This window comes from Actinoallomurus rhizosphaericola, assembly GCF_024055675.1.
Classification (GTDB): Bacteria; Actinomycetota; Actinomycetes; order Streptosporangiales; family Streptosporangiaceae; genus Actinoallomurus; species Actinoallomurus soli.
In genome coordinates this window covers 309,425-330,887 of record NZ_JAMXMW010000009.1, presented here as the reverse complement: position 1 = coordinate 330,887, position 21,463 = coordinate 309,425, and the positions used below count along the sequence as shown (strand labels likewise).

The 21,463-nt window shown below is 70.0% G+C and carries 24 protein-coding genes and 1 pseudogene; 11 read left to right on the top strand and 14 right to left on the bottom strand.

Annotated elements, in window-relative coordinates; all coding sequences use genetic code 11:
• Nucleotides 1–122 precede the first annotated feature (122 nt).
• Nucleotides 123–893 carry a dioxygenase family protein gene (locus NE234_RS22060; protein WP_252782373.1) on the top strand — a complete coding sequence of 257 codons (771 nt, stop codon included), beginning with the start codon at nt 123–125 and terminating at the stop codon, nt 891–893.
• Here NE234_RS22060 and NE234_RS22055 read toward each other — a convergent pair.
• On the bottom strand, nt 890–2,242 hold the full coding sequence (locus NE234_RS22055; RefSeq protein WP_252782372.1) for an FAD-binding oxidoreductase: 1,353 nt from the start codon (nt 2,240–2,242) through the stop codon (nt 890–892). The genes NE234_RS22060 and NE234_RS22055 overlap by 4 nt on opposite strands.
• A gap of 63 nt (nt 2,243–2,305) precedes the next feature.
• On the opposite strand from NE234_RS22055, the gene NE234_RS22050 reads away from it, so the two are divergent.
• Both NE234_RS22050 and NE234_RS22045 read left to right on the top strand, forming a co-directional pair.
• Entirely contained in the window at nt 2,306–3,298 is a 993-nt protein-coding gene (locus NE234_RS22050; protein WP_252782371.1) for a helix-turn-helix transcriptional regulator, read from the top strand.
• Nucleotides 3,299–3,620: 322 nt separating this feature from the next.
• Entirely contained in the window at nt 3,621–4,163 is a 543-nt protein-coding gene (locus NE234_RS22045; RefSeq protein ID WP_252782370.1) for a hypothetical protein, read from the top strand.
• A 249-nt stretch (nt 4,164–4,412) separates the two neighbouring features.
• Here NE234_RS22045 and NE234_RS22040 read toward each other — a convergent pair whose 3' ends face one another.
• Both NE234_RS22040 and NE234_RS22035 read right to left on the bottom strand, forming a co-directional pair.
• Nucleotides 4,413–4,583 carry a hypothetical protein gene (locus NE234_RS22040; RefSeq protein ID WP_252782369.1) on the bottom strand — a complete coding sequence of 57 codons (171 nt, stop codon included), beginning with the start codon at nt 4,581–4,583 and terminating at the stop codon, nt 4,413–4,415.
• A gap of 373 nt (nt 4,584–4,956) precedes the next feature.
• Nucleotides 4,957–6,171 (bottom strand): S53 family peptidase, encoded by a 1,215-nt coding sequence (locus tag NE234_RS22035; protein ID WP_252782368.1) that lies wholly within the window; start codon nt 6,169–6,171, stop codon nt 4,957–4,959.
• Nucleotides 6,172–6,342: 171 nt separating this feature from the next.
• On the opposite strand from NE234_RS22035, the gene NE234_RS22030 reads away from it, so the two are divergent.
• The gene (locus NE234_RS22030; protein ID WP_252782367.1) at nt 6,343–6,708 is read left to right on the top strand and encodes a YrdB family protein; all 366 of its coding nucleotides are present in this window, start codon (nt 6,343–6,345) and stop codon (nt 6,706–6,708) included.
• Between the two features lie 207 nt (nt 6,709–6,915).
• A complete protein-coding gene (locus NE234_RS46030) occupies nt 6,916–7,560 on the top strand; it encodes an ATP-binding protein (protein ID WP_406567045.1) in 645 nt (214 codons plus the stop codon).
• A 172-nt stretch (nt 7,561–7,732) separates the two neighbouring features.
• On the opposite strand, the gene NE234_RS22020 is transcribed toward NE234_RS46030, so the two are convergent.
• Both NE234_RS22020 and fabG read right to left on the bottom strand, forming a co-directional pair.
• Entirely contained in the window at nt 7,733–10,072 is a 2,340-nt protein-coding gene (locus tag NE234_RS22020) for an ATP-binding protein (RefSeq protein ID WP_252782365.1), read from the bottom strand.
• 155 nt (nt 10,073–10,227) lie between these two features.
• A complete protein-coding gene (gene fabG, locus NE234_RS22015; RefSeq protein WP_252782364.1) occupies nt 10,228–10,956 on the bottom strand; it encodes a 3-oxoacyl-ACP reductase FabG in 729 nt (242 codons plus the stop codon).
• A gap of 76 nt (nt 10,957–11,032) precedes the next feature.
• On the opposite strand from fabG, the gene NE234_RS22010 reads away from it, so the two are divergent.
• Both NE234_RS22010 and NE234_RS22005 read left to right on the top strand, forming a co-directional pair.
• Nucleotides 11,033–12,187 (top strand): acyl-CoA dehydrogenase family protein, encoded by a 1,155-nt coding sequence (locus NE234_RS22010; protein WP_252782363.1) that lies wholly within the window; start codon nt 11,033–11,035, stop codon nt 12,185–12,187.
• Nucleotides 12,188–12,378: 191 nt separating this feature from the next.
• On the top strand, nt 12,379–12,585 hold the full coding sequence (locus NE234_RS22005; protein ID WP_252782362.1) for a hypothetical protein: 207 nt from the start codon (nt 12,379–12,381) through the stop codon (nt 12,583–12,585).
• Nucleotides 12,586–12,594: 9 nt separating this feature from the next.
• Here the strand turns inward: NE234_RS22005 and NE234_RS45415 are convergent.
• Nucleotides 12,595–12,738 (bottom strand): annotated as a pseudogene (locus NE234_RS45415) (replication initiator); the annotation flags it as partial.
• 86 nt (nt 12,739–12,824) lie between these two features.
• On the bottom strand, nt 12,825–13,010 hold the full coding sequence (locus NE234_RS22000; RefSeq protein ID WP_252782361.1) for a hypothetical protein: 186 nt from the start codon (nt 13,008–13,010) through the stop codon (nt 12,825–12,827).
• Nucleotides 13,011–13,889: 879 nt separating this feature from the next.
• On the opposite strand from NE234_RS22000, the gene NE234_RS21995 reads away from it, so the two are divergent.
• Complete coding sequence (locus NE234_RS21995) at nt 13,890–14,702, top strand: hypothetical protein (RefSeq protein WP_252782360.1); 813 nt, start codon at nt 13,890–13,892, stop codon at nt 14,700–14,702.
• Here NE234_RS21995 and NE234_RS21990 read toward each other — a convergent pair.
• Together NE234_RS21990 and NE234_RS21985 are read right to left on the bottom strand one after the other, a co-directional pair.
• Nucleotides 14,699–15,559: a helix-turn-helix domain-containing protein gene (locus NE234_RS21990; protein WP_252782359.1), complete on the bottom strand. Its 861-nt coding sequence runs from the start codon at nt 15,557–15,559 to the stop codon at nt 14,699–14,701. The genes NE234_RS21995 and NE234_RS21990 overlap by 4 nt on opposite strands.
• Nucleotides 15,560–15,584: 25 nt before the next feature.
• Nucleotides 15,585–16,055 (bottom strand): DNA-protecting protein DprA, encoded by a 471-nt coding sequence (locus NE234_RS21985; protein WP_252782358.1) that lies wholly within the window; start codon nt 16,053–16,055, stop codon nt 15,585–15,587.
• A gap of 67 nt (nt 16,056–16,122) precedes the next feature.
• Here NE234_RS21985 and NE234_RS21980 point away from each other — a divergent pair, with 67 nt between their 5' ends.
• From NE234_RS21980 to NE234_RS21975, 3 genes are all read left to right on the top strand, one after another.
• Nucleotides 16,123–16,431, top strand: a complete 309-nt coding sequence (locus NE234_RS21980; protein WP_252782357.1) for a hypothetical protein — start codon at nt 16,123–16,125, stop codon at nt 16,429–16,431.
• 271 nt (nt 16,432–16,702) lie between these two features.
• Nucleotides 16,703–16,831 carry a hypothetical protein gene (locus NE234_RS44460; protein WP_256511089.1) on the top strand — a complete coding sequence of 43 codons (129 nt, stop codon included), beginning with the start codon at nt 16,703–16,705 and terminating at the stop codon, nt 16,829–16,831.
• Between the two features lie 3 nt (nt 16,832–16,834).
• Complete coding sequence (locus NE234_RS21975) at nt 16,835–18,007, top strand: methyltransferase domain-containing protein (protein WP_252782356.1); 1,173 nt, start codon at nt 16,835–16,837, stop codon at nt 18,005–18,007.
• 67 nt (nt 18,008–18,074) lie between these two features.
• On the opposite strand, the gene NE234_RS21970 is transcribed toward NE234_RS21975, so the two are convergent.
• From NE234_RS21970 to NE234_RS21950, 5 genes are all read right to left on the bottom strand, one after another.
• Entirely contained in the window at nt 18,075–19,280 is a 1,206-nt protein-coding gene (locus NE234_RS21970) for an acetyl-CoA C-acetyltransferase (RefSeq protein WP_252782355.1), read from the bottom strand.
• A gap of 85 nt (nt 19,281–19,365) precedes the next feature.
• Nucleotides 19,366–19,758, bottom strand: a complete 393-nt coding sequence (locus tag NE234_RS21965) for a hydrogenase maturation nickel metallochaperone HypA/HybF (RefSeq protein ID WP_252782354.1) — start codon at nt 19,756–19,758, stop codon at nt 19,366–19,368.
• A 57-nt stretch (nt 19,759–19,815) separates the two neighbouring features.
• On the bottom strand, nt 19,816–20,499 hold the full coding sequence (locus tag NE234_RS21960) for a D-sedoheptulose-7-phosphate isomerase (RefSeq protein ID WP_252782353.1): 684 nt from the start codon (nt 20,497–20,499) through the stop codon (nt 19,816–19,818).
• Nucleotides 20,486–20,746 carry a HypC/HybG/HupF family hydrogenase formation chaperone gene (locus NE234_RS21955; protein ID WP_252782352.1) on the bottom strand — a complete coding sequence of 87 codons (261 nt, stop codon included), beginning with the start codon at nt 20,744–20,746 and terminating at the stop codon, nt 20,486–20,488. Before NE234_RS21955 ends, NE234_RS21960 begins: the two co-directional genes overlap by 14 nt.
• A complete protein-coding gene (locus NE234_RS21950; protein ID WP_252782351.1) occupies nt 20,743–21,360 on the bottom strand; it encodes a D-sedoheptulose-7-phosphate isomerase in 618 nt (205 codons plus the stop codon). The genes NE234_RS21955 and NE234_RS21950 overlap by 4 nt, the downstream gene beginning before the upstream one ends.
• Nucleotides 21,361–21,463 lie beyond the last annotated feature (103 nt).

Sequence of the window (21,463 nt, the reverse complement as noted above, 5' to 3'; positions counted from 1 at the left end):
TCACCGCGACGGTAGCGAAGTCGGCCTCTCAGGTCAGGGAGCGGCTCCGTCCCTGTCGGGTTCTTCACCATCACTTGGACAAGGTATTTGAGAGTTCAACTAAATCGCGTAGTCTCGTAGGCATGTCCGAACGGATGCCGGTGATCTACCTCAGCCACGGCGCACCCCCGCTGGCCGACGACGCGATCTGGCCCGGCCAGCTCGCCGCCTGGTCGGCCGCCCTGCCCCGCCCCAAGGCGGTCCTCGTCGTGTCGGCGCACTGGGAGTCCGCGCCGCTCGCCATCGGCGCCACCCGCCCGGTGCCGCTGACCTACGACTTCTGGGGCTTCCCCGAGCACTACTACCAGGTGACCTATCCCGCGCCGGGCGCGCCGGAACTCGCCGACAAGGTCCGCAAGCTCGTCGGCGGCCCGGTCCACGACGACCCCGAGCGCGGCCTGGACCACGGCGCGTACGTCCCGCTCGTGGAGATGTACCCCGACGCCGACGTCCCGGTCCTGCAGATCTCCATGCCGACCCTGGACCCGGAGCGCCTGCTCGACCTCGGCCGCCGCCTCGCGCCGCTCCGCGACGAGGGCGTCCTGATCGTCGGGAGCGGCTTCTTCACCCACAACTTGCGCGGCCTCACGAGGGACCCCGATCCCGCGAGCGCGCCCGGCTGGTCGAAGGAGTTCGACGCCTGGGGACGGGAGACGCTCGCCGCGGGCGACCTCGACGCGCTGCTCGACTTCGAGCACCGGGCCCCGGCCGGGCGGCTCGCCCATCCGCGTACGGAGCACTTCGCGCCGCTGTTCGTCGCGCTCGGCGCCGGCGAGGCCGAGCTGGACACCCAGCGCAGCGTCATCGACGGCTTCTGGCTCGGCATGGCCAAGCGCTCGATCCAGCTCGGCTAGACCTGGAAGATCCCGTCCGGGTCGCAGGCGGCCCTGAGGCCGGCCAGCCGCCGGTGGGTCTCCGGGCCGAACGCCGCACGTAGTTCGTCCTCCTCCGGCGGCCCGTAACCGAAGTTCAGGGAACGGCCCAGCGCGTCGGCGGCGAACGGCGCGAGGAGCTCCTCGTGCAGGGCGCGCACCTTGTCCTCCTCACCCGGTTCGACGGGGGACAGGACGTTCAGCAGGTAGGCGGCCTCCCGGTGCCCGACGGCGTTCGGGACCTCCGGCGGCCGCGCCAGCGCGCCGCCGAGGTGCCGGAGCCCGATGACGCACATCACCGGCGCCGCCGGACCGGCCGAGGCGATCAGCGAGGCGAGCGCGCCCGGGTCGAGTGCGCGCAGCAGGTGGTTCCGTGACCGGTACGCGTGCGGCCGGTCCGGCTCGGCGAAGATCGTGCCGCCCTCGGTGTAGGGCAGCGCGCGCAGCGAGTCGCGCAGGCGAGGGCCGAGGGCGCGCAGCGGCTCGACCAGCTCCCGCCCCTCCGCCTCGCTCCCCAGGTGGGCGACCTGGACGTGCGCGACGTGCCGGCCGCGCAGCTCCTCCGGCACCATCGGCAGGTCCGGGTAGGACAGCACCGTCATGCCGGACGTCAGCTCCTCCGGTACCGTCGCCGTCCACCGCCGCCATGTCTCCGGCGCGTCCGGCGTCTCCGCGACGTCGAAGTACAGGCCGCCGCCGAACATCCGGGTGATCGGCAGCAGCCCGATCTCCATCCCGGTGACCACCCCGAGGCCGCGGCCGCCGCCGCGCAGCGCCCAGAACAGGTCCGGCTCGGAGGCCGCCGTGACCGTACGGAGCCGCCCGTCCGCGGTGACCAGGTCGATCCGGCGCACGTGGTCGGCGGCGAAGCCGTGGCGGCGCGCCACCAGGCCGATGCCGCCGCCGAGCGTGTAGGAGACCGCCCCGACACCGGGAAAGCTTCCGGACAGCGGGGCCAGACCGTACGGGGCGGCCGCCTCGACCACGTCACGCCAGGCCGCCCCGGCCCCCACCCACGCCGTACGGGACTCCGGGTCCACCCGGACCTCGGACATGCGGCGGGTGGTGATCAGCACGCCGTCCCGCAGCGCCCGGCCCAGCCCGTGCCCGGTCGCCTGGACCGCGACGCGCAGCCCGTGCGCCGCGGCGTACTCGACCGCGGCCCGTACGTCCTCCGCGTCGGCCGCTCCCACGATCACCGCGGGCCGGTGCGGGTCCAGCCGCTGGAACCCGAGGCGTTCGCCGTCGTAGCCGTCGGTCCCCGGCAGGTGGACCGGCCCGCGCGTACGGGCCCGCAGCCGGTCGAGACCGTCCCTCGTCGTCTCACTCATGCCGGCCACCGTAGGGGCCGTTCCGGACACATCCTGTCCGGAAGGGGTGCGAATCTGGGATCCGTGACCGAGACACCCCGCAAGGACCTGCCCGGCCGGCTGCTGCGCCTGCTGTCACTGCTGCAGAGCAGGCGAGAATGGTCCGGAGCCGAACTGGCCGAACGCCTGGGCGTCACCGACCGCACGCTGCGCCGCGACGTCAGCCGGCTGCGCGCGCTCGACTACCCGGTGGAGGGCGTCACCGGTACGGCCGGCGGCTACCGGCTGGTCTCCGGCCGCAACCTCCCGCCGCTGCTGCTGGACGACGACGAGGCGATCGCCGTCGCGCTCGGCCTGGTGACGGCCGCGGACGGCAGCGTGGCCGGGATCGAGGACAGCTCCGCGCGGGCGCTCGCCAAGCTCGAACAGGTGCTGCCCGCCCGGCTGCGGCCCCGCCTGGCCGCGCTGAGCGATGCCGCGGTCGCCGTGCGGCACGGCGACGTGCCACGCGTCGCCCCGGACGTCCTCGCCGTGATCGCGGCGTGCCGCCGCGACCGCCGGCTGCTGTCCTTCGACTACCGGAACCGCGCGGACGAGGCCGGCGCCCGCCGGGTCGAGCCGCACCACCTGGTCACCCTGCGGGGACGGTGGTACCTGATCGCGTGGGACACCGGCCGGGCGGACTGGCGTACGTTCCGCGCCGACCGGATCGAACGCCCGACGCCCGCGCACGCCCGGTTCGAACCGCGCGAGCTGCCGGTGCCGGACCCCGCCGCGTACCTCACCCGCGTCCTCGCGGGCGCGTCCTACCGGTACACCGCGCGGATGACCGTCCGGCTGCCCGCCGGCGCCGTACGGGCGGGCCTGTTCGCCGCGATCCGCGGCGAGATCGAGGACCGCGGGACCGAGGGGTGCGCGATCCGTCTCAGCGCGGACTCCGCAGACCTGGTCGTGCAGTACATCGCCGCGATCGCGGCCCTCGGCGCCGCGTTCACCCTCGACGCTCCGCCGGAGATCGCCGACCGGGTGCGGGAACTCGGGCGCAGGCTGACCGGGCCGCCGACGTCCTTCTCCTGAAGCGAGAGGCCGGGCGTTGACACACCGTCACCGTGCTGCCCGGGACAGCCTGTCAGGGCGGGCCGTTTCGGCGCGTACGGCGGTTCGTCGCCCGAGCGATAGAAAAAACCTATAGGCACCGTGTTTGGGGACATATTACCTATTAGTGATGGTGCGCGCCGATTACCGAGGGATGATGGCAATTGCGGCGCGCCCGGCTTAGTGATTCCAGGGCCGTCGTGTTTCAGGCTCTATGCCATTCCGATTCAAAGGAGGCACGACTGTGGTGAGGAAAGCGTCCGTTAGCGGCCTGGCGGCCGCAGCAGTGGCGAGCGGTCTTCTCATGGCCGCGCCCGCATACGCCCAGACCCGTACCGCACCCTCGACCGGCAGCCAGGTCGTGGCGGCCACGACGGCGGAAGTCGTCTCGGCCCTGCCCGGCGACGACGGCCGGCGGCGCCGCGAGCGCGAGCGCATGCGCGAACGCGAACGCATGCGCGAGCACGGACGCATGCGCGAACGCGAGCGCATGCGCCCAGGGCGCGAGTTCCGCCGGGAGGAGCGCCCCAGAGGCAGGGAGTACGGCCGGTACGGCCGGGAGTACGGCACCGAGAGGACCCGGGGCGGCCTGACGCGCACCGAGCGCGGCAGGGAGGAGCTCCCCCGCGAGCGCGGCGGCATCAGCGAGAGAACGCGCACCGGCGTGTCCGAGCGCGGTCGAGTGCCTCATGAGCGCGGCATGACCGAGCGGACGCGATTCGGACCGCAGGAACGCGGCCGTACGGGCGTGGAGGAGCGCGGTCGAACCGGCATCTCCGAGCGTGGCCGTACGGGCCTGGAGGAGCGCGGGCGAACCGGCCTGGAAGAGGGCATTCCCACCGAGTGAGTGATCGAGTAACGGTCCGGAAACGGTATCCGGATCAATCGATTCGAGGGCACAGGCACCGCCTGTGCCCTCGACCTGTACGGCCCCGCCTCCGTCCGGCCGCTCAGGGCCGCAATAGGCGCGGTCTATCATGGCGGGGATTTGTGGAGCCCTTACTGGCTCATTGTGTTATCTCCAGGTTGCGCAGGAATAATGGTTGATGCGTAGGCCTCCCGCGGGCGCGACCGAGACGGTCATCACGTCAAAACGTCATGCGTTCTTGACGAGAAGGAGGCTGAACGTGTCGAGGAAAAAGTGGGTCGCTTCCGGCCTCGCCACCGCCGCGACCGCGAGCGCGTTGATGCTCGCGGCGCCCGCGATGGCCCAGAGCGGCGCGGTGACGTCCACCAACAGCCGAACGGCGGCCACGGCCCAGGGCAAGGTCGGCAACGTGTCCGCGTCCGACCACCATCGACGCCATCGCCATAGGCACCACCGGCATCACCGGCATCACCGCCACGGTCGTGGCGGCGGTGGCGGCGGGTACGGTCCCGGCCGCGGTGGCGGCGGGTACGGTCCCGGCGGCGGCGGCGGTGGCTTCGGTCCCGGCGGCGGCGGCGGTGGCTTTGGTCCCGGCGGCGGCGGTGGCGGGTTCGGTCCCGGCGGCGGTGGCGGTGGCTTTGGTCCCGGCGGCGGTGGCGGGTTCGGTCCCGGCGGCGGTGGCGGTGGGTTCGGTCCCGGCGGCGGTGGCGGTGGGTTCCGGCACTAGTGAGACGACGGAATGCGGGCCGCCGATTCGTTCGGCGGCCCTCGCTCACCCGGCCTGGAAGGCCGTGACGCCGTTCGGGGTGCCCAGACCCGTGGGACCGTCGTAGCCGGGCCCCGCGTTGCACAGGTACGCCGGAGCGCAGGAGCCGTTGCTCCCGGACGTCACGTCGTGCAGCGCGCCCGCGTGCGCGTACGGGAAGGAGGCCGGATCACTGCCCTCGGGCGGCGGGCCGGCCAGCGCGTACGCCGCGGCGATGATCGGGGCGGAGGCGCTCGTACCGCCGACGACCAGCCAGCCGCCGACGCCGTACGTGTCGTAGACCGCGACGCCCGTGGCCGGATCGGCGACGGCGGACACGTCGGTGATCGTCCGCCGCGCGCAGCCGGCGTCCCGCTGCCGGTCCGGCTTGGCCGTGAACGCGGAGCAGCCGGACCCCGCTCCGCTCCACGCGACCTCCGCCCAGCCGCGCGACCCGCCCGCCGAGCGCAGGGAGGTGCCGCCGACCGCGGTCACCCGTGGTGAGGTCGCCGGGTACATGGTCCCGTACCCGCTGTCCCCCGACGCGGCCGTGATCGCCACGCCCGGGTGGGCGAAGTACGCGGCGTCGTAGCGGGCGGCCGAGGAGTCCTCCCGCCCGCCGTAGCTGTTGGAGATGTAGCGCGCGCCCAGGCGCACGGCCGTGTTGACGCCGGCGCCGAGCGACTCCATGTCCGCCTCGTTCGCCTCGACGAGGAGGATCCGGCAGTTCGGGCAGGCCGCCGAGACCATGTCCAGGTCCAGGGCCGCCTCCTCGCCCCACCCGATGTCCGCCGCCGGCAGCCGGGTCCCGCCGTTCTGGTCGACCTTTCGCAGGCAGCCGTTGGCGCCGGTGCAGGGCGGCAGCCCGTACTGCGCCCGGTAGGTGGCCAGGTCCGCCTCCGCCCGCGGGTTGTCATAGGCGACGACGATCGCGACGGTCTGCCCGCTCCCGCCCGTCGCCGCGGGCAGGCCGTAGGCGCTCTGCAGGGCGGCCGGCCCGATGCCGGGCGGAACCGCCGACTTCAGCATCCCCTGCTGTGGGGCGACGTCGGCGCGCACGAGGGCCAGGCAGGCCATCCGGCCGTTGGCCGGGGCGCCGCAGGCGGGAACGACCGAGAGCCGTGGGTGCGCCCGAGCCGGGTCGGCCTTCGCGGGCGGCGCGGCCAGGACGGCCAGTGAGACGAGCAGGGTGCCGACGGCCGGCGAAAGCCGTCGACCTCGCGGCAGAGTGAGCGATGACACCCTGCTATTGACAGCACAGAGGGTGGTTCGTGATCGATCACCGACGAGCCCCCCTCGTCGATCAGTCGACCACCGTTTACCCACCCTTGCCCAGCCGCCCGCCCACGACCGCGCGTGCCACTTCCGGTGATCGTTAGCCGTAGGCTTCGGGCAGCTGAGAAGGAGAGTGCGATGATCCCCCGTCCGTTGCATGCGGTGAATGAGGGCCTGGCGTTCCTGCTGGAGCTCGCGGCGCTGGCCGTGCTCGCCTGGTGGGGCGCCGAAGCCGGCGACGGGGTGGTCCTGAGCGTCGTCCTGGCGGTGATCCTTCCCCTGGTCGCCGCCGTGGTGTGGGGGCTCTTCGCCGCGCCGAGGGCCAGGATCCGGCTGCCGCTCGCCGGCGTCCTGGTCGTCAAGGTGATCGTGTTCGGCGCGGCCGTCGCCGCTCTGTACGCGCTGCACCATGGGCGTTCGGCCCTCGTCTGCGCGGTGATCGTGATCCTCAATCTGCTGATCGCGACCATGGACCGGAACGCCCTCGTACGGAACCGCGCCTAGCCGCCCTGCCCGCCCTCGTGACGAGGCGACTACGTGGAATACGTAGCGAGAGGGGGATTTGTCCCGTCACGAAGGCGTGGTCTCAGGGGAGATGCTCGTGTCATACGCCGATTCAGGTCGACTCGGCGATGACCGAAAGTACGAGACGATGTGTCAGCAGCAGGCCACGTGCCCGCCCGCGGATGTCCCCCGTGGTGACGCGGGCAGGTGCGCGCCCCTCGCGGGACGAGAACGGCCGCTGCGCCAGGGAAGGCGGACGCCGTGAACCGGCTCAGCCTCGCCGGTACCCCTGTGAGGACCCCCACGAGCACGCAGTGGCGGCGCCCGCCCTCGGCGCCGCAGGGCGCGCTCGTCCCCGGAAGCGGCGGCGTTCATCAGCGGCGTGGGCCGACTGCCACCGTCCCTCGCGGTGAGTTCGCCCGCCCTTCCGTGGAATCGGGGAGCGACCGGGGTACCGCCTCGTGGCCGCTCCCCCCTTCGACCGCCGCGGTGCCGCCGGCCCGCCGCCTCACCGGCGAACAGCTGGAGCACTGGGGCCTCGGCCACCACCGTGACACCGCCGAGCTCCTCGTCAGCGAACTCGTCACCAACGCCGTACGCCACGGCAGGGGAGAGATCCAGCTGACCGTGTGCGCGGAGGAGGACACGCTGCGGTTCGAAGTGCACGACGAGGCCGCCGACTCGGTGCCACAGGTACGACCCGTCGGCGAGATCGACGAAGGCGGGCGCGGACTTCACCTGGTGGGCATGCTGTCCAGCCGCTGGGGAGCCGCGCGTACGGCGACCGGGAAGTTCGTCTGGTTCGAACTACGGACCCACCGGCCGTTTCCGGAGTTGGACGTCGAGCTGTGAGGAGGTACGACCGAGGACAAAACACAGCGATACCCGTTTGATGCCTCGCAAGGATCCGGGGGCCGGAAGGCGGGCCCCCTCGCCAGGACGCTGCCGCCCCCGGATCCGCCGCCCGCGGGACGCACCTCTCCGGTCGCCAGGACGCTGCCGCCCCCGGATCCGCCTCTTCCCCCTACCTAGGTCGTCTCTTTCCCACCCAGGCTCCGATCTGGGCGCGGGAGTTGAAGCCCAGCTTGTTCAGGATGTGCTCGACGTGGCCTTCGGCGGTTCGCTGGGCGATCACCAGCCTGGCCGCGATGTCCCTGTTGCTCATGCCTTCCGCGACGAGATCGGCGATCTCCGTCTCGCGGCGGGTGAGGGGTGAGCCGACGGGGTCGGCGGCCGTGAGCCGCCGCTCGCCCAGCGCGTAGGCGAGGGCGTTGTCGAAGGCCAGCGCCGCGCCCGCCTCGCAGGCCATCGTGAAGGCATGGCCGCCCATGGCCACCCGCGTACGGGACGCGCACTCCTCGTGGCAGCGGACCAGGTGGCCGTATCCGGACGGCGGCGCGCCGATCAGCCGCCAGGTCGTCCGCAGGATCCCCAGGAGCCGGGCGGCCCGCTCGTAGTCCTTCTCCGCGGTGGCGACCCAGGCGAGGATCTCGAAGTCGACCCCCATGCCCAGCGGATCGTCGAGTTCCCGGTGGGAGCGCAGGCTCCGCCTGACCAGCTCCGCCGCGCCTCTCAGGTCGCCCTCTCGCCAGGTCTCCACGCCCAGTGCCATGGTCGCGTACGCCTGGTACCAGCGCTCCCCGGCGGCGTCGCAGAGGGTCAGGCCCTCCTGCCCGTACTCGAGGGCGGGCTTCGAACTCCCCTGGAAGGAACAGGTGAGGCAGAGCCAGATCAGCCCCAGCGCCAGGCCCTCCCGGTCACCGAGCCGGCGGTGAGCCGCGGCGGCCTCTTTGTAGTACCGGATCGCCGAGTCGGCGTCCGCCGCGTACATCGCGACCATCCCGCGGAACAGCGCGACGTACGCGCCCACGGACCGCGATCCGAGGCGGTCCCCGATGCTCCCGGCCTCGTCCAGCATGCGCAGAGCGGCTCCGGAGTCCCCCTGCGTGATGGCCATCCAGGCGTCGGCGCACAGGGCCTTGGCCCGTACGGCGCCCGGTTCCGTTCCGGCGGCGAGCCCGCGGTCCAGCCAGTCGCGACCCTCCGTGAGGTAGTAGTTGACCATCCAGTGATGCAGCAGGCCGGCGGCCATCTCCAGGCCGACGGCGCTCTCGTCCGCCGCGCTGAAGGAGTACTCCAGGGCGGCGCGCAGGTTGGGGTGTTCGGTCCGCAGCAGGTCGAGCCAGGTGACCTGGTCGGGTCCGAACCAGTCGTGTTCGGCTCGGGTGATCAGGTTGCGGTAGTGGTCGCGGTGGCGTCGTTGGACTCGGGTGGTGGTGCCGGAGGCGTTGAGGCGTTCTTGGCCGTATTGGCGGATGGTCTCCAGGAGGCGGTAGCGGACGGTGCCGGAGTGTTCTTCGCGGAGGAGGATGGATTTGTCGACGAGTCCGATGACGAGTTCGAGGATGTCGTCGCGGTCGATGCCGTCGCCGGCGCAGACGGTTTCGGCGGCTTCGAGGTCAAGGCCGCCGGAGAAGACGGAGGTGCGTTCCCAGAGGAGGCGTTCGGGTTCGGTGCACAGGCCGTAGCTCCAGTCGATGAGGGCGCGCAGGGTCTGGTGGCGGGGCAGGACGGCCCGCGAACCGGAGGTCAGGAGGCGGAAGCGGTCGTCGAGGCGGGCGAGGAGCTGGTGGACCGACAGGGCGCGCAGGCGTACGGCGGCCAGTTCGATGGCCAGCGGCAGCGCGTCGAGGCGGTGGCAGATGCGTTCGACGGTGGGGAGGTTGTCCTCGGTGAGGGTGAAGCCGGGCACGACCGCTTCGGCGCGTTCGGCGAACAGCCGCACGGCGTCACCGGCCACCATCCCGCCGTCGGGGGCGGTGTCCGGTCCGGTGACGTTGCGGCCGGTCACCGGCAGGCTGGGAATCGAGAGGGTCTGCTCGCCGGCGACGCCGAGGGCCTGGCGGCTGGTGGCGAGGATCCGCAGGCGCGGGCAGGCGCGCAGCAACGTCTCGGCCAGCAGCGCGGCCTCCGCAAGGAGGTGCTCGCAGTTGTCCAGGATCAACAGCGCGTGGGCATCGCAGATGTGGTCGATCAGCACCTGCAGCGGCGGACCGGCCGAGGCGCCCTCGACCTGCAGGGTCTCGCACACCGCCGGGACCAGCAGGCCGGGATTGGCCAGCGAGGCGAGGTCGATCAGCCACACGCCGTCGGGGAAGGCACGGTGGACGAGGGTGCTCACCCGGGTGGCGAGCCGGGTCTTGCCGACGCCGCCGACCCCGGACAGGGTGACGAGCCGTGACACGGACAGGAGACGTTTGACCTCGGCCACCTCGTGCCGACGCCCCACGAAACTGGTCACCTCGGCCGGCAGGGGTGGCCCGTGCGGTCGAGGCTCGACCTGGTCGGACTGCACAGCCTTCATCGGAGCCCCGTAACGGCTGCCGGCCGACCGGACCGCGGCCAGGAACCGTGACCTCTGCAGACTTGAGTCTAGCCACCCGGGACGGCCGTTGACGCAGAGTAACCGTCAAAACGGCCCACGCTCCCGGTAAGCCGACGGCCCGTCGGTATCGGACGTCACATGAAGCGTCCCCCGGCGATCTCCAGGACGGTGCCGGTCATGTAGCTCGACAGGTCCGAGGCGAGGAACAGCACGACGTTCGCCACCTCCTCCGGCTCGCCCGCGCGCCCCATCGGGATCTCCCGCAGCTTGCCCTCCCAGACGTCCGCGCGCATCGCCTCGGTCATCGCCGTCCTGATCAGTCCGGGCTGCACGGCGTTGACGCGTACACCCAGGTAGGCGAGCTCCTTGGCGGCGGCCTTGGTCATGCCGACGATGCCCGCCTTGGCCGCGCTGTAGTTCGTCTGGCCGGCCATCCCGACCTTGCCGGAGATGGAGGAGACGTTGACGATCGCGCCGCGTCGCTGCTCCCGCATGACCAGCGACGCGGCGCGGGTGCCGTTCCAGGTGCCCTTGAGGTGAACGTCGATCACGGTGTCGAAGTCCTCCTCCGACATCTTGCGCAGGGTGGCGTCCCGGGTGACGCCCGCGTTGTTCACCATGACGTCCAGCCCGCCGTACTCCGCCGTACACCGGTCGACCAGCGCCGACACCTCCGCGGCCGAGGTGACGTCGCAGGCCACGGCGAGGCCGCCCACCTCCTTGGCCGCCTCCCGCGCGGCGTCGAGGTCGCGGTCGCCGATCACCACGCGGGCGCCGTTCTCGGCGAACACCCGCGCCGTGGCCAGCCCGATGCCCTGCGCCGCGCCGGTGATCACGGCGCTCCGTCCCTCCAGCAGCCCCACGGATCCTCCTCAGGTCAGGCGATCTCCGCCGTCATGCTCGCACGCCGATACGGTGGAGAACCGAGGAGGCCTGACCGTGCCCGAGCTGTCCGAGGAAGAACACGCCATCGTCGAGGTCGTCGCCGACTTCGTCGACCGGGAGGTACGCCCGGTCGCCCGCGACCTGGAGCACGCGAACACCTACCCCGAGCACCTCATCGACCGGATGAAGGAGCTGGGCGTCTTCGGGCTCGCCGTTCCCGAGCCGTACGGTGAGGTCGCCGTGTCCAAGCGGTGCTACGTCCTCGTCACCGAGGAGCTGGCCCGTGGCTGGATGAGCCTGGCCGGGGCCTTCGGCGGTCACACGGTCGTCTCGCACCTGATCGGCGTCTTCGGCACCGAGGAGCAGAAGCGCCGCTACCTGCCCCGCATGGCGACCGGCGAGCTGCGGGCGACGATGGCGCTCACCGAGCCGTCCGGTGGCTCCGACCTGCAGGCGATCACGACCACCGCACGGCGGGACGGCGATCACTACGTCGTCGACGGCGCGAAGATCTGGATCACCAACGCGCGTCGCGCCGGGCTCATCGCCCTGCTCTGCAAGACCGACCCCGAGGCGACCCCCCGGCACCGCGGCATCAGCATCCTGCTGGTCGAACCCGGGCCCGGGCTGACCGTCTCACGCGACCTGCCAAAGCTCGGGTACAAGGGCGTCGAGAGCTGCGAGCTGGCCTTCGACGGCCACCGGACGCCCCTCGACGCGCTGCTCGGCGGCGTCGAGGGCCAGGGGTTCGCGCAGATGATGCGGGGCCTGGAGGTCGGCCGCATCCAGGTGGCCGCGCGGGCGCTCGGCGTCGGCCGCGCCGCGCTGGAGGACTCCCTGCGGTACGCCCAGGAGCGCGAGGCGTTCGGGCGGCCGATCTGGCAGCACCAGTCGATCGGCAACTACCTGGCGGACATGGCGACCCGGCTGCAGGCCGCGCGGCTGCTCACGCTCGACGCCGCCGACCGCCTGGACGGCGGCGAACGCTGCGACCTCGAGGCGGGCATGGCCAAGCTGTACGCCTCCGAGGCCGCGATGCGCATCGCCCTCGACGCCGTCCGCATCCATGGCGCGGCCGGCTACTCGACCGAGTTCGACGTCGAGCGCTACTTCCGTGACGCCCCACTGATGATCGTCGGCGAGGGCACCAACGAGATCCAGCGCAACGTCATCGTCAGGCAGCTCATCGACCGCCACCGCCTCCGCTGACCGGCCTCCGCCGACCTGTTCCTCTGCGAGAGTGCCCAGCGGCTTGGGACAGTACGCCGAATCCGGCGGGATCGGTCCCGCAGGGCAGCGTCCGGGAGGTGCTCATGACCGCCGACATGGCGGCTCCCCCGTGGATGCACGAGCAGATCATGGCGGAGCGGTACGACTCCTGGTCCGAGGAGCAGTGAGCGGTGGACTACGTGCCCGGAGAGGCCGAGTTCCTCGTTCAGCAGCATGGGCCGCGCCGCCTGTGGGATGAAGTTTCCGAGGCGTATCTCCGGTGGCTGTCCCTCGGGCGTCCGGGCCGTGATCGGTTCGGGCTGACGGCCTCTTCGGAAGGCGAACGCGTGGTGATACGTGTCGTCGCGGTAGACCTCGGCGCACGCCGGACACCGTGACGCACGGCGGTTCCCGCATGCCGTGAGCAGGTAGCCGGTCGGCTCGTCAGCGGTGGCGTAGGACTCGATGACCTCGCCAGTCTCTGCGTCCAAGGTCACACGCTCGCCCTTAAGGCGGATCGGTTGAGCGCATCCACCGGTCGCGGTGACCATCTGTTGCCAGCGCGGGAAGTCCGGCATGGTCGCCCGCTGCAACGCGACCATGACATCGGGCGAAAGGTCTGGAAGCTGGGAGGTGTTCACGCCGCCTCCCGCCTGTGCTCGGTGGCTTCGTCGTCCTGCTTCAGTTCCGGATCAGCGGGATTGATCGCAACACCGAGAATCGTCGCGATGCGTTCCCATTTTTGATCAGTCCAGCGCGGCGACCGCGCGGCCTGTCGCTTGCCCCATTCCTGCGCTTCCGGACTCGGCTTCAACCTTGACAAACCCCTTCTCCCTCTCGCCGGAAAAGGAGCACGCGTGACAAGGACACGGACAACAACGATCCGGCGCAACGCTTGAAGCGTCGGCCGGACGTCAGGCGAGACTTTTCCGTTGAGAGTTTTTTCAGGGCATTCGCTATCAACATTTTGCGGGCATATACCCGTGGGGGTCGGCCCCGGATGCCGGGACCCTACCCCGGCTCAATGTGTATGTATACGTGTTTTTAGAGGCTGTCGTTTTTTGATGAGACCCCTCGCGGGCGCCTCGGGCGGTCGGGAGCCTACCCCGGCCTGCGTCTCGCCTGTCCGTGGAGTCATGATCGCGGCTCCGGATCAAGGATGCCCCAGTCCGAAGCCCGGTCAAACCTTCGCGAACCCTTGCGGGCACTGGTTCCTGTGGTGTCGGATTGTCCGTGGGCGACCGCTGGCGTCCGGTGACGTCTGCTGGCGTCTGATGGCGTACGACTGCTCATCGGTAGTGAGTGACGGATATCACACATACGGAGACATCCTGGTGGCGTACACGCAGAGATAGCGCTGACTGCAGTCGGCCTTGCGTCTTACAAGTAGTCGCAAGCTCTTACGCTCGGTCATGAAGTAGCTTGCGTGTTACTGGGGGCTTGTGACCCTCATTGCCCTCACTGTCGCCTGGTCGAGGGGAGACGCAACCCGCGGACGTTCACGCCTCCAATGGCTGATACATGAAATGCTATCGTCGCTGCAACTCTAGAACACTGAAAGATGCCAGTGGCTCAAGATAAGAAACGAAGCAAAAATGGCAACTCGAAGAGGAGGCCGAACAGTAGGCGGCCCAGTCGTGGGGGTCGCAAGTCGTGGTGGGAACGCCCTGCCATCAAGTGGGCTGGAGGCGTAACAAGTGCAGTGCTCATCGCCGTCCTCAGTGGAGTCGGGTCGCAAGCTACACAGAAGCTCTCGTCATATTTCTCTGGACAAAAGCATCAGAAACACCTTACAAGTTCCGGCCCGCCCGTCACGGTAGATGAGGCGAAAGATATCTCAGATGTCACTGGTGGTTCCTGGATCTCACAGAAGGAAGTCGAACTGTCGCCAAATCAGCTCGATTGGCTACATGGCATCTACCAGAGTGACCGGGATGCATATGTCAGCTGGTTCAAGGGTCAGGGAGCGATAAGTCGTGGTGGAAACTTGATCGAACTCGACCTGGTCGGCAATCGATCCGATCCAGTGCGGATTATGAACATACAGCCAGTCAGTCAATGCCGGGCTGCATCCACATCGGGAACTCTTTTCTACCTTGCGAGCCAGGGGCAAGAAAATACGATAAGCATCTATTTCGACCTCGGCCAAGTTGGGCAGGGTTACGAAACGTGGAGTGAAGGGGGCGCAGCGCGATCCGGCAACTACTTTGCTGCGCATAAGTACACTCTTGCGCATGGAGAGCATGTAACTTTTCGGCTGTCGATTGGCTCTCAGGAGCCTTTGGCTTGCAACTATCGTCTGAAAATTGATGTGATTGCGGACAAGGGTTCCACTGCGCAGCTAGTGGATGATCAGGGAAAGCCGTTTCAATTTGAGAGTGGGGCGCTCAACTTTCCGAAATATCAAAGGCTTTATGTAGGCACGCCGTATTGTGGCCAATCGGCCGGTGGTCAGTGGAAGCAAGTGAACCCGAAGTCATTCAACGAATCTAAGGCCGCCGGAGGGCGCTGCTAGTCGGTGTTCCCGAGGCGCCCCGCTGGCCGTACGGCCTCTGCAGCGATCGCCTGCGCTTGGTCGAGGTCTCCGGTCGAGTAGAGAACGACCATGGCCTGGCTCGTCCGCACCAGCGCGCGGTGCCACGGGTCCGGTAGACGGTCGGCGGCGGCCAGTGCCTCGGAGTAGAAGCCGGTCGATGAGGGGGCGTCGTAGGTCTCGAAGGCCAGGCGGGCGGCCAGAAGGCATGCGGTGCTCGAAATGTAGAGCAGCTGTTCCCGCAGCTCGCCGGGCACGGGTCCGGCGACAAGCGTGCGGCATGACTCGGTGACCGGCACGAGTCCGATCTGAAGTCGTACGAACGGCACCGCTCCGATACGGCCGTTCAGGCCGGCCACGGCAGCGCGCAATTGTGCGATCAACTCGTCGTCGGTACGGCTCGGATCGGCCAACGCCGGCACGAGGGATGCCGTGAGGGTCGGACTAAGGAAGGCAAGGAGGCCCTTCGCGCCGCTTGTCAAGGCGTCCGCCACCAGACCGCGAAGCTCCGAAATCCGGAGTGGCTCGATCCCGTACATGGCGAATACGGTCATGAGTTGATCGAAGTCCGAACCGGGGCCGAGCGCCGTGGTCCCGCGTTGATCTGCGTAGACGTGGGCCAGCAGGAGTTGGTAGCGCTCGCCAGGGCGTACCCCGTCGTTCTCCCAGCGGGCGATGGTCCGCTGAATGGTACTCAACCGGGCCTGGGCGACAGTGGGCATACGAAGGCGGCGGGCGACCTCCCGTAACGCACGGGCCTGGTCGAGCAGGGACCAGCCCCGGCTCATACGCAAGGTACGGATGCGCTGGGCGGCGCACATCCTCTCTGGTGACTTCACGTGACCAGTACAACACAATCGTTGATCAGATAGGCACGATGAGACGAGGCTTCCCTTGCCCGGCCGCGTAGTCCGCCGTGTACCAGGTGCCGCGGGTTCGATCGGCGCCGCGCGGAAAAGCGATCACGAACTCACTGCGGTCCACCATCCAACGATTTCGATAGTGGTACGCCTCGGCCGAGGGATGTCCCGAGTGTCGTAGCTCGATCAGCTCGCTCAGCCGGCCCTTGTCCTGCGCAGTCGCTATCGCCTGCCGCGCTTCGGAGGGCTGATCAACGGCCGTATCTGGTACTGCCACGGTGATTCTCGACCTTGTTCTGGTCGTGAGCCAGAGGAGGGTGAGCGAGTCGATGCCGATCGCGCCGCCGATGTAGAAGTGCGTCGCCTCATCGGCGAATGGCGCAAGGTACTCGGCGAATATCGCGTCGTACTCTCCGTGCGGTCGATCTTCCGTCGCGCGAGTACCAGTGATCGTGATCGCTGTCGGCATGTCCATGCCTCCCGCTCCATGCCATCGGATGTCATCTGCCGCCCACATCGCCTCAGACGGTTACATCAGCTCCATGACAGTGCAAGGAGCATCGCGAGACGGGATTCCCGCCGGCATCAGCCATGCCGAGAAGGTCGACCGGTTGGTCGATCTCTGCCGGGAACTGGTCAAGCGCGGAATCCGCGTCGAGATGAGCGATGCGCGGCCGGCAGTCTCGGCGCGTTCAAGTCCGACGACGCCCCGGACGGCGGTCGAAGTCGTCAACGGCGCGTTCGTGTGGCGGCGCGACGGCTACGACAGGCACACCGCCGAGGACGTGGCCGGAGCCGCCGACCAAATCGCCGACTACCTCCGGACACGCGATGGGGGCGGCTCGACATGACGGGGTTACGCGTCACCTCGGATCCTGCATGGGTGATCTCGCGGCGGTTCCCGGGCCTGGTGTTCTGGTTCGGGAGGTTCACCCGGTCCTGGTGGGCGCTGGTGCGCGTTCCGGCCGGATGGCGGCTGGTGGAGGCGGCGGATGCGGACGACCTCACGCGTGCGGTGCTTGAGGCGCAGACCGGACTCCGGGGGGCGGCAAAGCGGGGCGTAACAGCCATCGACCTGTACGAACGTCCGATAGGCAGCACGATAGGTGACGGGAGGTGAGCATGGGCAGGCACGGTGGAGGCAACAGCGACGGCAACACGCCGACGGACGGCAGAGACCCGCAGGGCGGCAAGCGCGGCACCGGCGGCAACACCAACGACAACCCGAGTGACGGCAAGAGAGGCAAGTGAGGGATGACGTTCCCTGACCCGCGTGCACGCGCAGAGACCCTCGCCGACCTGCTCGCGGGTCAAGGGGACCTCATCGATGAGCGGTGGCGGCAAGCGCTGGTGGAGGTGCCACGGCACCTGTTCGTGCCAGACGTCGCCTGGGCGAACCCGGACGGTCCTGCCCCTGGATACCCGGTCGACCGGGCCGGTGACGAAGCGGCCTGGTGGGAGGCCGTGTACTCCGATGCGTCATTGGTCACCCAACGCGACGACGGCGGCTCTGACGTACTGGGCGACGGGCTGGCCAGCTCGTCCTGTTCGGCTCCAGGGGCGGTTTTCGCATTCCTGGAATCGCTCATGGTCAAGGACCACGATCGGGTACTGGAGATCGGTACGGGAACCGGTTGGACGGCCGCGCTGTTGTCGCACCGCATCGGCGACCGGAACGTCACCACCATCGAAATCGACCCGGTGCTGGCGGAGCGTGCGGCGGCGAACCTCAAGGCGGCTGGATACGCGCCTCGCTTGGTCATCGGTGACGGTGCCGAGGGATGGCCGGACGGTGCGCCGTTCGATCGCGTCCATTCGACATGCGCGGTCGCGACGATCCCGTACGCCTGGGTGGAGCAGACCCGGCCGGGTGGGCTGATCCTCACTCCTTACAGCCCTGGGTACGGGTACGGCTGGCTGGCCCGCTTGGCCGTCGTCGGCGACGGAACGGCTGTCGGGCGGCTTCCGAGCCCGGCCGGGTACATGCTGATGCGCTCGCAGCGTCCGGCGCGCGGGAGCGCGTTCGATTGGGTGCACGATTCCGACGATCCGGTCGAGTCCACGACCCGTCTCGACCCGCGACACCTGAACGACGACACCGAGGCCGACGTGTTCATCGCCACGAACGTGCCCGGCGTGCACAAACGCCTCTACTACGACGAGGAGACGGATTCCGGAGAGGCGACGTTCTGGATACTCGACAGTGCCGGGCACGACGGGTCCTGGGCGTCGGTGGACTACGTGCCCGGAGAGGCCGAGTTCCTCGTCCAACAGCATGGGCCGCGCCGCCTGTGGGATGAGGTCTCCGAGGCGTATCTCCGGTGGGTGTCCCTCGGGCGTCCAGGCCGTGATCGGTTCGGGCTGACGGTCTCTTCGGAAGGCGAACGCGTGTGGCTCGACGACCCCGCCAATCCGATCGGACCCTAGCGGACTGCGGAACGTCCGGTCGTGGACCTGTCCTCGTGGGATGGTCCACGGCCGTGACGTGAACGCGTCAGGCGACGCGTTCGAAGATCGCGGCGAGGCCCTGGCCGCCGCCGATGCACATGGTCTCCAGGCCGTAGCGGGCGTCGCGGCGGCGCAGTTCGTACAGCAGCGTCGCGAGGATGCGCGCGCCGGTCGCCCCGACCGGGTGGCCCAGCGAGATCCCCGAGCCGTTGACGTTCAGCTTCTCCAGGCCGGTCTCGTCCAGCTCCCACTCGCGCAGCACACCGAGCACCTGCGCGGCGAACGCCTCGTTCAGCTCGATCAGGTCCATGTCGTCGAGGCTGAGCCGCGCCCGGCTGAGGGCCTTCTCGGTCGCGGGTACGGGGCCGAGCCCCATCAGGTGCGGAGGCACGCCCGCCACGGCCCAGGACACCAGCCGGGCCTGAGGGGTCAGGCCGAGCGCGGTCGCCCGCTCCCGCGTCGTCACCAGGCAGACGGCCGCGCCGTCGTTCTGGCCGCTGGAGTTGCCCGCCGTGACCGTCGCGCCGTCGACGCGCATCACCGGCTTGAGGGTGCCGAGCCGTTCCAGGGTCGTGTCCGCGCGCGGGTGCTCGTCCCGGTCGACGACCTGGACGCCCTTGCGGTCGCGGACCTCGACCGGCACGATCTCGTCGTCGAACAGGCCCTTGTCCTGGGCGCGGACCGCCCGCTCGTGGGAGCGCAGGGCCAGCTCGTCCTGCTCCGTACGGCCGATGCCGTAGCGCTCGCGGACGTTCTCGGCGGTCTCCAGCATGCCGCCCGGCACCGGGTGGCGCTCCCCGCCCGCCGTGACGCGGGCGCGGGCCAGGCGGTCCATCAGGTTGATCTGCGGGCCGGGGCGGCCCCAGCGCAGGCCGGTGGCGTAGTACTCGACGCCGCTCATGCTCTCCGTGCCACCGGCGATGACCATGTCGTTCACGCCGGTGGCGACCTGCATCACCGCGTTCACGACCGCCTGCAGCCCCGAGCCGCACCGCCGGTCCACCTGGACGCCGGCGACCTCCACCGGCAGGCCCGCGTCGAGGGCGGCGACCCGGCCGATGGCGGGCGCGTCGCCGTTCGGGTTGCAGTTGCCGAGGATGACGTCGCCGATCTCCTGGGGGTCGACTCCGGTGCGCTCCACCAGCGCGCGGATCACCGTCGCCGCCAGTTCCTGCGCGCTGACGTCCTTCAACGCGCCGCCGAACCGCCCCACCGGCGTACGAACCGGTGAACAGACCACAACCTCGCGCATATCACCACTCCTCTCGCGACAACCCTACGTTTCGGTTCGCGAGAGGGCTCGCCGGGTTTCCGGCAGGTGAGAGCCCGGCCCGTCGTCAGGACGATCCGGCAGGACCCCTAGGATCCCGCCGCGAGTCTCCCGGCACCTCTGCCGTCTCCACCACCTCGATCGACTCGAGGACGAGCTCGTCACCGCCCTCGATCGCCAGGTCGGTCCCGCCGCACACGGGGCACACCGCCATCAGGCCGTCGGACGTCGTGGTCCGGTCACACCGGCCGCAGGTCAGCCGCACGGGGTCCACGACCACCTCCAGGCGCGCGCCCTCCGCCACCGTCCCGTCGGCGGCCAGCTCGAACGCCCGGCCGAGGGCGGCCTCGCCGATCCGCAGCAGGACCCCCGCCCGTACGCGCGTCCGCCGCACGGGGCGGCCGTCCGCGCGCTGCTCCACGGCCGCCAGGATCGCCTCCGCCATCCCGGCTTCATGCATGCGCGGTCCCCGTCGCCCGGGACAGCCGTCCGGAACCTCGGCGATCCGCCGGGGCCGTCACGTCGTCGTCTCCTGCGACGAGAGCGCGCCGAGGGCGATCTGGGTCAGTTCGCACAGGACGTGGTAGACGGTCGTCTGCGCCTCCTGGATGCGGTGCACGGACGACGACGGGATCACGAACAGGTAGTCGAGGGCCGCCAGCTCGGCCAGCTCACCGCCCTGATAACCGGCCAGCGCGATCGTGAGCATGCCGCGCCGGGCGGCCTCCTCGATCGCCCGGACGACGTTGGGCGACCCGCCGCTCGTCGACAGGCCGAGCGCGATGTCGCCCGTACCGCCCAGTGCCGCCAGCTGCCGCGCGAACGTCACCTCGAAGCTCACGTCGTTGGACAACGCGGTCAGCACCGCGACGTCGTTGGTCAGGCACAGCGCGGGCAGGGACCGCCCACGCGGCGGATACGAGAACGCCTCGGCGACCTCCTGCGCATCGGTGCTGCTGCCCCCGTTGCCGAACGTGAACAGCCGGCCGCCCATCGCGAACCGCTTGGCCATCGCCTCGGCGCACTCGGCGAGCAGGACCCCCGACCGTTCCGCGACCTCCTGTCGCAGGGCGACGATCTCGTTCGCCTTCTCCGCGGTCGACCGGCCGACCTCCGCCAGCACCGCCTCTATCTCGGACTCGCCCGAGTACAGGAAGGGATAGAGCTCCCGCATCCCCTCCGGTGGCTCACTCCCGGTCATTGCCGTTCCCCCCTGCGACTCTGCCGGGGTCACCCCGCGTGACCACCGCGATGGCCTCTTTCGCGTGGACCAGGACCGTGTCGCCGACGGCCGCGTCGACCAGCGCGACGCTGACCTCCTCCCGCGCGCCGCCGCCGACGTCGGCGATCGCGAGGTCCCCGTCGAGCAACCGCAGCACCGTGACGGGTACGGCCTCGTCGGAGCAGGTGACGCACACCTCCTCCGAACACCGGCCGCGCTCGGTCACCTGATCACCTCCGGGCCGAGCAGGCCGGGCTGCTCCAGGAACACGTGAACCAGCTCCCACAGGATGTGGTACATCGTCACGTGGACCTCCTTGACGACCGCCGGGTCGTCGCTCTGCGCGGTGAGCAGGTGGTCGATCGCCGGGCTGTCGCCCAGCATGCCGCCGTCCCCACCGGTCAGCGCCACCGTGAGCAGCCCCAGCTCATGGCCTGCCTGCAGGCCGCGGAGCACGTCCACGCACTCACCGTCCGCGGAGATCCCCAGGGCGATGTCCGCCGGCGTGCCCCAGTGGCGCACCTGGTGGGCGAAGACCTGGCACAGGCCCTGCCGACGGGCCACCGCCGTGATGGCCGCCGCGTCGTTGCTGACCGCGATGGCGGGCAGCGCCCGCTTGCCCACGATCACGGGGTGCATGAACTCGACGGCGACGTGCGCCGCGTCCGTACCCGCCCCGCCGTTGCCGAAGGCGATGAGCTTCCCGCCGCGATGGAACCGGATCGCCATGTCCCGGCAGGCGAGCGCCACTCGCCCGGAGTCCTCGGCGAGCATCCGGCCGGCCGTCTCCCGCCTCGCGAACGCCTGACCGACCCGTTCGACGGGTGGTGTCACCGTCATGTGCACGCTCCCTCCCGGATCTGTCCCGTCACGCTATGTCCATGACGTTCTGGGGCAACACCCTCTGCCGGACAACCACCGGTAAAGCCTGCGCGCCCCGGGT

Bases quoted from the DNA above. Each gene is read 5' to 3' on its own strand.
- NE234_RS22060 (WP_252782373.1), top strand. From the start codon at position 123: ATGTCCGAACGGATGCCGGTGATCTACCTCAGCCACGGCGCACCCCCG.
- NE234_RS22055 (WP_252782372.1), bottom strand. From the start codon at position 2,242: ATGAGTGAGACGACGAGGGACGGTCTCGACCGGCTGCGGGCCCGTACG.
- NE234_RS22045 (WP_252782370.1), top strand. From the start codon at position 3,621: ATGGCCGCGCCCGCATACGCCCAGACCCGTACCGCACCCTCGACCGGC.
- NE234_RS22030 (WP_252782367.1), top strand. From the start codon at position 6,343: ATGATCCCCCGTCCGTTGCATGCGGTGAATGAGGGCCTGGCGTTCCTG.
- NE234_RS22020 (WP_252782365.1), bottom strand. From the start codon at position 10,072: ATGAAGGCTGTGCAGTCCGACCAGGTCGAGCCTCGACCGCACGGGCCA.
- NE234_RS21985 (WP_252782358.1), bottom strand. From the start codon at position 16,055: ATGGACATGCCGACAGCGATCACGATCACTGGTACTCGCGCGACGGAA.
- NE234_RS21980 (WP_252782357.1), top strand. From the start codon at position 16,123: ATGACAGTGCAAGGAGCATCGCGAGACGGGATTCCCGCCGGCATCAGC.
- NE234_RS44460 (WP_256511089.1), top strand. From the start codon at position 16,703: ATGGGCAGGCACGGTGGAGGCAACAGCGACGGCAACACGCCGACGGAC.
- NE234_RS21975 (WP_252782356.1), top strand. From the start codon at position 16,835: ATGACGTTCCCTGACCCGCGTGCACGCGCAGAGACCCTCGCCGACCTG.
- NE234_RS21970 (WP_252782355.1), bottom strand. From the start codon at position 19,280: ATGCGCGAGGTTGTGGTCTGTTCACCGGTTCGTACGCCGGTGGGGCGG.
- NE234_RS21965 (WP_252782354.1), bottom strand. From the start codon at position 19,758: ATGCATGAAGCCGGGATGGCGGAGGCGATCCTGGCGGCCGTGGAGCAG.
- NE234_RS21960 (WP_252782353.1), bottom strand. From the start codon at position 20,499: ATGACCGGGAGTGAGCCACCGGAGGGGATGCGGGAGCTCTATCCCTTC.
- NE234_RS21950 (WP_252782351.1), bottom strand. From the start codon at position 21,360: ATGACGGTGACACCACCCGTCGAACGGGTCGGTCAGGCGTTCGCGAGG.